Source organism: Companilactobacillus nodensis DSM 19682 = JCM 14932 = NBRC 107160, from assembly GCF_000615905.1.
Lineage (GTDB): Bacteria > Bacillota > Bacilli > Lactobacillales > Lactobacillaceae > Companilactobacillus > Companilactobacillus nodensis.
The window spans coordinates 1-11,068 of the sequence record NZ_BAMN01000008.1 but is presented as its reverse complement, the minus strand read 5'-3'; the positions used below and the strand labels follow the sequence as shown (position 1 = coordinate 11,068).

General features: G+C 36.6%; 6 protein-coding genes and 2 pseudogenes. 1 reads left to right on the top strand and 7 read right to left on the bottom strand.

Annotated features, from left to right (window positions below; genetic code table 11):
- Positions 1-101 precede the first annotated feature (101 nt).
- The 7 genes and pseudogenes from JCM14932_RS07130 to JCM14932_RS07110 form a co-directional block, all read right to left on the bottom strand.
- Positions 102-581, bottom strand: coding sequence for a cell wall elongation regulator TseB-like domain-containing protein (locus JCM14932_RS07130; protein WP_025024283.1), 480 nt, complete (start codon positions 579-581; stop codon positions 102-104).
- Positions 582-643: 62 nt separating this feature from the next.
- The gene (locus JCM14932_RS17430) at positions 644-769 is read right to left on the bottom strand and encodes a hypothetical protein (protein WP_268870364.1); all 126 of its coding nucleotides are present in this window, start codon (positions 767-769) and stop codon (positions 644-646) included.
- Positions 770-3,447: pseudogene (locus JCM14932_RS07120) on the bottom strand (helicase C-terminal domain-containing protein); the annotation flags it as partial.
- 18 nt (positions 3,448-3,465) lie between these two features.
- A complete protein-coding gene (locus JCM14932_RS17100; protein WP_051528083.1) occupies positions 3,466-5,124 on the bottom strand; it encodes a 3'-5' exonuclease in 1,659 nt (552 codons plus the stop codon).
- Between the two features lie 29 nt (positions 5,125-5,153).
- On the bottom strand, positions 5,154-5,699 hold the full coding sequence (locus tag JCM14932_RS17560; RefSeq protein WP_235700562.1) for a 3'-5' exonuclease: 546 nt from the start codon (positions 5,697-5,699) through the stop codon (positions 5,154-5,156).
- A 99-nt stretch (positions 5,700-5,798) separates the two neighbouring features.
- Positions 5,799-7,099, bottom strand: a pseudogene (locus JCM14932_RS17555) (UvrD-helicase domain-containing protein); the annotation flags it as partial.
- Complete coding sequence (locus JCM14932_RS07110; RefSeq protein WP_369342825.1) at positions 7,092-10,505, bottom strand: PD-(D/E)XK nuclease family protein; 3,414 nt, start codon at positions 10,503-10,505, stop codon at positions 7,092-7,094. The pseudogene JCM14932_RS17555 and the gene JCM14932_RS07110, both read right to left, overlap by 8 nt.
- 224 nt (positions 10,506-10,729) lie before the next feature.
- Here JCM14932_RS07110 and JCM14932_RS07100 point away from each other — a divergent pair.
- The coding region (locus JCM14932_RS07100) for a mevalonate kinase family protein (protein ID WP_025024280.1) at positions 10,730-11,068 on the top strand (339 nt) is incomplete at its 3' end.

The following is an 11,068-nucleotide window of genomic DNA, read 5'->3' as shown; positions in this document are numbered from 1 at the left end:
ATTCACATCCTTCTATCAAGTAGTAAATAATGTTACGTACAAAAAGAACGCCATTTACCAAGTAAACAACGTCCTGAATGCTATTCTTTAATCACAATATTTTATAAGTTATTTATAATTTGAACGCTCTTGCCTGTATGAAAGTCAACTAAGTTATAGCCAATAGTACCCTTCTTATTTTTGAAGGCCACTTCCCAAGTAGGTTTGTTCTTATACATACCGAGGTTAATGTGCAAAATCTTAGTCGCACTATATCTGTCAGCGACCCCTTGGATAACATCCTTACGAACAGGTGCATTATTCAAATTGATTGTCTTGGTCTTACCACTCTTTGCATTAATAATTACGTAACGGTATTTATCAGTCTTCGTTAAACCACCGACTGAGTAATATTGCTTCTCACGAGTGAAATTACCAAAGTAATCCGGTTGAGTAATACCCGCTTTTTGTTCTGCAATATTATCAGCTTGTGACTTAGCACTTGAGTTCGGTGCAGCAGAAAGATTAATGTACGTCAATGCCGAAACGATAACTAGTGCAATTAGTGATATTGCAAGTAAAATTTTTGTGCTTCTATTCATAATTCTTCCTTTGTCTTAGTCAACTAAAATAGTACAGCAATAATATTATATCAACTTACTACTTAATTCAAAAACTCATTTATATCTTTTTTAATTAAATCTATGTTTTCGTCAACAACTTGCAATCCCTTAGGCAATGAATTCAATATCTCTTTACCATAATTCTTAGTCAAGATACGATTATCCAATAGCAGAATAACCCCTTTGTCCTCAGGCTTCTGACCAATCTACCTAAGCCTTGTCTCAATTGTAAAATCGCCTTAGGCAAGGCGTCTGCCTTAAAAATATTCAAACCTCGTTCGCGTAAAATATCTTGGCGGATCTTCACATCCGGTTGTTCTGGAGATTCGAATGGAATTCTGGTTACAATCAAGATTTCCAGCATCTTCTTAGGAAAGTCGACTCCTTCCCAGAAAGAATTGGCACCAAGTAAGACAGATCTCTTACCTATTGCAAAACGCTTTTTGATTTTCTCATTAGTTCCAGTCACACCCTGTGCTAGAATCTCCCATTTTTCTTTTACATCGGTTCTCATCAATCGATCATAAACATTACTGAGAGTATTCAAGGAATTGAAAAGGATCATAGTCTGATGATCCAAATTGTCTAGGATTTCAACAATGTAACGCGTAACCATATCAAAATACTCGTCTTCTTCAAGTGAAAAGATATCCGGAACATCAGACGGTAAGAAGATTTTACTATTTCTAGCCATATTATTGGCATCTGGCAAGATCTTCATCTGATTGATCTGTTCTTCATCTAATTGCAGATCCATGATGAAATGCGAGAAGTCTTTTTGAATCGTTATCGCGGCACCGATTGCAACGATTTGGCTGAATCTTTCGGTTACCTGATCGATGAGATTCTTAATGTCAAATTGACGCCAACTGATTTTTAATGTATTGGGTTCGTAGTAATCACGCATTTCCAATTCAACACCGAATTCTTGATTTTGTCCTTGCAATGACTGTAGCAATTCATCGACGTTCGCTAGAATTCCGCGTAGTTTACTGTTCTCAATGATCAGATTCGAAATAATTTTTGACAATTCAACCGAAATAAAATTCTTCTGAAAATTATATTGGTCAAATAATGTATCGATTCGATTAACGATCAGCGACAATTCAACAATCAGGTCCGAAAGTAAGTCGATCAATTCAGAATTGCCCTTACCAAACTTCTGACCGCTATCAATTATCGAGACGAATTGTTCACGATTCTTAAACGAAACATTATCCTGAACGTAATTTTCAAAAACATTGAATTCCAATCTCTCAATTAGTTCATCAGTCGCTTGGAAGTGGCTCTCCATATCCTGAAGATCCTGATAATTCCAAAGCTGTGTCGTTACTTCCGTAAAAGCATAACGAAGTGTGACACGATTTTGATATAAAATGTCACTGATTTTTTTGACATATTCATTCAGCTTCAAGAAATCAACACTTGGTGAAGCAACATCCCTCAAGCTATTAGCGAAGTGATTAGCTTCATCAACTACAAGATAAGAATTTCCACCCCAAATCGAACTATCGATATTTCTCGCCAGATAGGATTGATTCGTAACTAGTATCAATGATTCTTGATAACGATTTTGTTGATACATCCAGAAGTCATCTCGACTGAATAGTGTATTTTCCTTTTGTTCACCACGATGTCTGATAATCGTAAACAGCGGACTGTTATAGTTGGTCAAATGTAATTCACTCAGATCACCAGTAGTCGTCATCGTCAACCAAACAATGATCTTCATTTTTAGAATAGCTGTGTGACTATGCATACGATAATTATCTAACGCTTCGTAGAATCGATCGAGATCGATAAAATTATAACTACTCTTAACAACCTCAGCGTGATAACTATTACCAGTAACCTGATTCAGTAATGGAATCGATTGGTCGATGATCTGTTGTTGCAATACCTTCGTGGTTGTCGCAATTACTAACTTCTGATTATTATTGACCACATACGACAATGGCAATAAATAACCTAACGTTTTACCAGAGCCAGTTGGAGCTTCGATCAAGTTCCATTTCTTATGCTTATTGCGATGTTGACTAGTTTGATAAATGTCGTCCATCAACTTAGCCTGATTCTTACGATAATCCAAGACACCTTCCAGCATCTTTTGCTTATCAAGTTTGGTGTCAGGATACTTCGATGTCCGATCAATAGTTTCACTAACATGGAGATCTTTTTTACGAAGGATCAAACCATTTCGTTCATACAAGTAATCCGGTAAGACATTATTCTTACCTTCCACTTCATGAACTACTTGTTTGAAGACCATATTCGTATCACGGATCGTGTCTTTGCCAAAATCAGCCAACAACTTCAAAGTTTGAATTGGCAATTCTTCTAATCGTTTAATAATTATCAAAAATAACTTAGCTGTAACCAAAGCATCACTATCGGCACTATGCGGATTGTCATGTTGAATACTCAAATATCCCGTCAGATCCTGTAGCTTATAACTACTGATAGTCGGAAAAAGTATTTGTGATAATTCAACCGTATCAATTGCTTTGATATTCAATTCATTCATACCAATCCGCTTAAACTCACGATTCAAAAATGTAAAGTCAAAATTAACATTGTGAGCAATAAATACTTTGTTTTTCAATAATTTAAAAATCTTTGGTGCCATTTCTTCAAAAGTGGGTGAATCTCGAACATCTTCGTCGCTTAATCCCGTTAAGGCTGTGATTCGACTTGGAATCGGTACCTGCGGATTGATCTTCTGATTATAGATCTTTACGATCTCGCCATCTTCTATGAGTGCACAGCCAAATTGAATGATACGCCCGTTGTCATGCCAATTGGCATTAGTTGTCTCAAGGTCAACAACAGCGTAGGAATTTTTCAATATAGTTCACCACTAATCCTAGTTAATATTTTTACTTAAATTTACTGCTTGATTAATTTTCAAGAAGTACAGATATTTTTCTTTGACTGGCTTGTGACGGATAACTGATATTGCTTGCGCATAAAGATTCAATTGTCCTGAATATTTCTCGATTGCTTCATCGAGATTGTTATTATTCACATTGTCGGTCTTATAGTCAAAGAGAATTATTCCGTCCTCTAGTTCAATCACTCCATCAATAATACCATGAACCAAAATCTTATCCTCACTCGAATCACTTTTTCCTGTGTTTTTAAACAATCTTTTTGCTGGCATCAGCACTGAGAATGGAAATTCTCGTGAAACTGTTGCTTGATGTTCCAAAATCAATTGTCCTAAATCACTCTGATAGAAGTCTGCCAGACTTTGCAGATCAATTCGTTTGCCGACATTTTCTTCGATCGTTCCATCAGTGATTGAGTCAGTTAATAACTTATCAAACGTTTCAAGCGTTGGTGTTTGTTCAAGGCTTATTTTTTGAAGTAATAAGTGAGTGGCACTACCTACTTCGGCAGCAGATACTGACTTAGTTTCAGCCATGAATTTTGGCTTAGCAAAACTATCTTGAATATATTTTCCCTTATCTGACAACAAGTCATCTGCCATCTCATCGTCATCGGGATCAGCGAACAGTCCTTTGATTTCAGAAACTGACTGATAAGCTGTGGTTTCAACAGCTTCTTGATGTTGATATTTGAAGTTCAAAATATTGTTGACAGTATCACGGAATAGCTTCGAAGGCTGCTCCGTTGCAATTTGAATCACTTTGTTATTTGTAGAAGTCTTTTGAGTTTCATCTTCTTGGACAGCTTTTAATTCAACGTGCGCATCACGATTCTCATAATGATCTGTTCCATCTGCCAGCAAACGCTCATTATCTGATAGAGTACTCATCCCTATCAAGTTCTGATAGGTACCTGCACCCAAACGTGAGGCCTCATCGATCACACCACTATCTTGAACAATCGTACTGTCCCAATTGCTGAACATCTTGCCAGTATCTTTTTCGAAGCCGATCATGATCAGCTTTTGCTTAGCACGTGTTAATGCAACGTACAATAGCCGCATTTCTTCAGAAACAGTTGCAACTTTCTTCTTAGTAGCAATCAATGCTCTCTGAATGGTGGGAATCGTAATTCGACTGTCAGTGTTGAGCAGTGTCACACCTATACCGAGGTCAACATCATACAATGTCCCGCCAATATAATCCTGCTTATTAAATCCGTGACTGAGATCCAAGAAGATAACGATTGGAAACTCTAATCCTTTAGATGCGTGTACGGTCATTACTTTGACCGTATCATCGACAACTTCAATACTGTTAGGCTGTGAAAGATCCTTATTCATTTTTTCCATTCGTTGAATGAAATCAATAAAGGCATGTAGTCCTTTGAAGTTAGTCTCTTCATAGCCACTTGCTCTCTGGTACAAGGCATGAAGATTAGCTGCACGTTGCTTACCACCGGGCATCCCTGAAACATACTCCAAAATACCAGTCTCTTGATAAATCTTCCAAATCAAGCGTGCAATACTATTTTTATTAGCAAAGTCACGATAAGTCTCAAGTTGAATGAAGAATGCTTTGAGTCGTTCAGCTAGTTTTTGATCACTAGTGTCAGCTTCAACATAAAGATTCATTGCAGTGTAGTAATCATCACCCTTATCAGCTAGACGGATCTGGCTAATTCTTCTTCGTTCAAACCAACGATCGGTGAGCGTAATACAGCTACCAAAGGAATATCCTGTCGAGGATTATCAACGATTTGTAACATCGCCATCATAATTTGTAACTCAGTTGTTTGAAAATAATTTTGTGCATCCGTAACCATCAAAGGTATTTCAGCCTTTGAAAAGTACGAGATTAAATCGGTATTATTGCCTTTAGTTCTCGATAAAATAGCAATATCTGAATACTTCAAGTCACGATATTCCTTATGCTTGTTGTCATAGACTTGAAACTTAGAATCCATTAATTTCTTGATCCGCTTGGCCGCAAATTCAATCTGTGACTGACGTTTAGTAACTTGATTGATATTGTGTTCTTTGGTCAAAATATACAACTCATTCTGCGTATCTGCATCATCCGGAAAATCAGTTCCTTCAACCAGTTGAGAATTCTTATCATAATTAATGTCACCGATTGTTCGATCAAATATCTTCTTAAAAATATCATTAACGAATGTATCAACTGATCCCGATGAACGGAAATTCATCGAAAGATTGATCAATTCATTAGGATTATCGTCCTTTTGAAACTCGTCATACTTGTGGGCAAAAATATATGGTGCAGCTTGACGGAAACCATAGATCGACTGCTTGATATCCCCCACCATGAAAATATTATTGTCATCATTCGACAATAATTGAATGATATTTTCCTGCATTGCATTCACATCTTGATACTCATCGATCATGATTTCATGAAATTTACTTTGGTAGTAGTCCAAAGCAATTTGTTTGTCGTCAACTTTGGCTGACAAAATCTGAACTGCCTGGTGTTCCAAATCATTGAAGTCCAAAGCATGACTACTTAACTTAATTCGTGTGAATTCCTTCATGAATCGACGTTCAACTTCAACCAATTTATCAATGATCTTAGCAGAAGTATTCATTGAGGCTAATGTGTCAGTTTCATTTTGAATAAAGTAATCATTGATCAGACCATCTCTAATCCTCTTAGTGATGTTGTCTTTAACCCCTTTAACAAAATCCAGAATAGTAGTATCCAATCCTTCTTTTTGTTTAGCGGAGACACGTGGAACCGATGTGAACTTAAGTTTAGATACACTTTCCTTTAGATCATCAAATGATTTTTCAGCTGCACTTTTTTTAACTAGTTCAACTTGCTCAATCATCTCTTTGAACATTTTGATATACAGTGATCCTAATTCATCGTCCAATGCTGTATTGATAGCACCTTGTGACATAGAAATAATTTGGTCTAATGATTTATTGAATTGAGGTAAAAACTTCTTTTGATAAAACTCAGTCTGATTGAATGGCGCATCAAGTTTGTAAATTGAGCTCAAGCCATCCAGCCATTCGTCAGTCTTAGCATTAGTGATTGCAAAATCATACAACTTAAATACAACATCAACTAAGCCGTCATCACTTCGGTCATCGGAGAAGTTCTCAGTCATTCGCATGAACTCTTCGTCATTTTTTTCATAGTATTTATTTCTAACATTATCAAAAGCCTGTTCCTGCAACATTGACTTCTCAGTATCATCACTGATCAATCTGAAATTAGGGTCAAGGTCGATCACATAATAGAACTTCTGAATAACGCTCAGGCAAAAAGCATGCAGCGTACTGATATTAGCGATAGGAATCTTGAAAATTTGTTTCTGAAGATGTTCTCGAACTTCCTTATTCAATTCCTTATCCTGCAATAACTCCTTGATACGAGCGACTAGACGGTCCTTCATCTCCATGGCTGCAGCTCAGTAAAGGTCGACACCAAGAGATTATCAATATTTTCACCGTTCTTTAACATTTCAATGATTCGTTCGATCAAAATCGTCGTTTTACCAGAACCTGCTGCGGCTGAAACCAAAATATCATGTCCATGATGAAAAATAGCTTTGTTTTGATCATCAGTCCATTTAGGCATCTTCTTCACCATCCTCTAAGATATCTGCTATACGTTTTAATACATCGATTTTTTTATATTTAATAATCTCATGATAATCATTTTCTGGTAACATCGCATCGAATTGGAAAATCGATTGGTAATCACTGTACGTCAAACCAGTCTTCAATTGATAATCACGATATGGATTAAGATTCAATTTTCCAGAATAGATTTTTTCACCAGCCTTGGTGATCAAATGACGATTATAATTTAATATTTTGAAGAAGTCCGACTGACTCAAGATGCTGTCTGGTTCACCCAGCACACCGACATCCTTCTTATACTTCACTGGTACGATTGGTGACTTACCGCTACCGATCAGCTTAGTATCAATGTTCTGAAGCAACTGTTCATCATCAATAACTAATCCTTTGAGCTTAAATTCTTTTAACAAGTCTGTGTCGGTGATAGCACTACGAGTTAATTTTAATTTTGGATTTAAAATCTGTGAGTAAAAGGCTCCAGCCACTTTGGCTTCACCGGCACCTGCTTCGGACTTTAAGATGTCCAAATTCTGATTGAGACTCTCTAGATACGTTGGCATCTGCATCGTTAGTCCTTCAAGAAAGTTTGAAAAATTAAAATCTCTCTCACTAGACTTGTAATCAATAATAGCTAAATAATCAGTGCCATCTACCAGCATCTCATCAATTCGGTCGATCTTACCACGAACATTGATCCAATGCTTATCGAGAATTCTGAACGACAATCCTGGCAAGTTCTCTTGGTTATTGATGCGGCCAAAAGTGACTTCAGAAGCTCTCGGAATAAATTTGTTTCGTGACAATTGACGTTTAATAGCCAAAGCCAGCTGACGCAAAGTCTTTTCGATCTGACCGGCAATGAACTCCATTCTTGCGGAAGCTAGAAATACTTTATTTTCAGGATAACTAACTTTTTCCTTAAAAATATCACTAACTAGTTTCGACAATTGCTCATCAGTCAAATCTTGAATCTTGACCTTTTCCTGGTTGGTATATTTAACCAAACCATCCAGAACAGCATGGAATAGTGAACCAGTCTGTGCTGGTGTTATCTCAAATAATTGTCTCGGTTTCAAACGTAATCCGTACTTCAAGAAATACTGGTATTCGTTCTCATAAAATGTCTCGAGTCGTGAAATAGAAATATTCATATCATTGCCATATAGACGTTCAACTGTCTCAGGACGCAGATCGTGTGGAATATTCTTATAGTCTAACGAACTCATAACAAACTTTGTCTGATCAGGATCATCGTTCAGCAAACTATTGCGAACATAATTCCATTGACTGGACAAGCCAATCTTATTATCCAACGCTGAACGTGATACACGAATCAAATAATTAAGACTAGACGTCTTCGAACCAATATATCTGATGACCTGATTCTCTTCAGCGTCTTTAGAATCTGGATTAAGTAGAACATTTTGTTCAGGTAATTCAAAATGGTTCATGATACGAACAACGTAGCTTGATAATTCTTGTTGCTTATTATCGTCGGTAAAGTTGGGATAAGTGAAGATCAGTCGTTCTTTAGCCGTGGTGAAGACCACATCATGCAGGAACGGCTCTGAATTATTAACAACTTCGTCTGAATCTTTCAAATACTTACCCTCGCCCAATGCTCCAGAAATGGCTTGTCGTTCATCGTCCGAAATAATATTGTTTGAAACGGATGTCCCTGGCATGTTATTGACCGTTGAACCAAGAATAATCGTGATTTTACGATCATTAGGTTGAATCATACCAATTTCAGAAATACTTACAGCATCCAATGTCGACGGAACTTGCGAATACGTGGCAGTCTCAAAACCAGCATCCAGTATCTCAATGAAGTCTTCACTACTGAATTCAGCATCCCTAAAGACATTGACATATTCATCCAGTATTTCATTAAATTTATTGACGACTTGTTGCGGTTGATCTGCTTGTGATAAATCATTATGCTCTGTTGACAACTTTTGCCATTCAATTAATTGTTTAAATACTCCATGATCAACCAAGAAGTTATAAATAAAAGCAGCTGCTTCGACAGTTGTATGTGTGTGTTCAAAGAAATCATTTAACTCGGTGTAGAGTGCTGAAACATAGTCCTTGATGGCATTCATTAAGCGATAACTACGAATTTTTTCAGCATCGACCTTACTATCAAGCCTGGCATCAGGAGTGAAATTCTTACCCAACCATACACGTCTAGTAATTCCGTTAGCGAGTGCGTAATTTTCAGTTAAATCGACTGCTTCACGAAAAATCGAAATGTCAGTTTTTTCAAATACTTCAGGTATCAATAGTTCTGTTCTCAACAAGGCAATAACGTCGCTACTCTGCATTCCCCGATTGACCCAGGCAAATAGTAGATCGACCATTTTCTTGAAGGGATGATCAGTCATTTTGTTTTGAAGATCAATGAAATATGGAACTTCATTGTTTTCCATAAACGATTCAATAAATGAACTGTACTGGCCTAAGTCTCGCGTCAAAATCAAAAAGTCCTTATATCGATAACCTTGATTAGCGACTAATTGACGAATATAAGTGCTGATCGATGAAACTTCTGTTTGTTTGTCAGTACATTTCCAAATCTGCACGGAACTTTTATCATTCAATGAAGTATTTTGAATTCTCTCACTATATTCACTAGATTGAATCCAATAATCTTCTAGTTTGCCAATATCTTCGGAGACTCTTAATCGACCCGCAAAGAAATTATGAAACACAATTTGTCCCTTTTGGGCAATTTGATACAGCTGATTGTAAGTATTCGCTGAACGATAATAAAAATCTGAAACTTCATCCATCTTCATGGCAGGTTGTTCCAATGCAAAGGAAATCGTCACATTTTGACAATTCAGGATCATCGATCTAACCAGATTTAATTCTGCGGCGGTAAAGGATGAGAAACCGGATATATAAAAATAATAATTATTTGTATGTAAATCTTCATCAAAAAACTGGCTTAAAGCATCCAATTGAAAAGTATTAGTTGCTAAACCTTGAATTTGGTTAAAATAATCTTGATAAATAATATCTAATTCTTGAATCTTATCTGTAAATACTTCGGGATCATCTTGACTCAAAACGGATTCCAAGTCATCTGGCTCCACCTGTCCATTCAGTAGTTCAGTGAACTGTGTCGACAATTGATCAATGAATCCAGGTTTACCGACCATTCCTGAAAATATTTTTAATTCAGCTTTATGTTGTAAAATAATATTGCGTAATAACATGGCTGATTTAGTTTCCGTTAAGGAATCTGTGTTATAAATACTTTGGCCACGCAAAAAATACCACGCTAGACGTGAAAATGAGAACGTCTGAACATTGCTTGTCGCAATTAGTTCATCTTCATTTCCATTATCCTGCCCTAGTGCCTTTAACGTATTAATTTCAGATTCGAATTTAATATGGTTAGGAACTAGAAAAAAGAACTGTCCATTGGGATTTTTTGATAATCATCTTTGAATAATTCCATCATTTTCTTTTGATGGTCGAGTTTGTTTTTACCGAGTACAAAATTTAATGTCATAATCATTCTCCTGAAAAAATTCTATCATAGTTGAGGTAATCACAGTGGAAATCAAAGCTTGAGATGTATAAAATATAATTTTAGAGAAACTGAGGTGTGCATATGCTTAAAGGAATCGGAAAAAGTCATGGAAAAACAATTATTATGGGAGAACATGCCGTAGTCTACGGATATCCCGCAATCGCCATCCCTTTGGTCAGTATTCCAGTCATTGTTCGCATCAATGAAATTAATGATCAAAAAGAAAGTACTTTATCATCTAAGTACTACGTTGGTAAAATTCACCAACTCCCAGATTCATTATCCGGAGTTAAATACTTGATCAACCTACTAGACCAAGAATTAAATGTTGAACATGTAAGTTACGCAATCAGTATTGACAGCAGCCTGCCGATAGAACGCGGCTTAGGTTCTTCTGCAGCCATTGGTACAGCAATTACG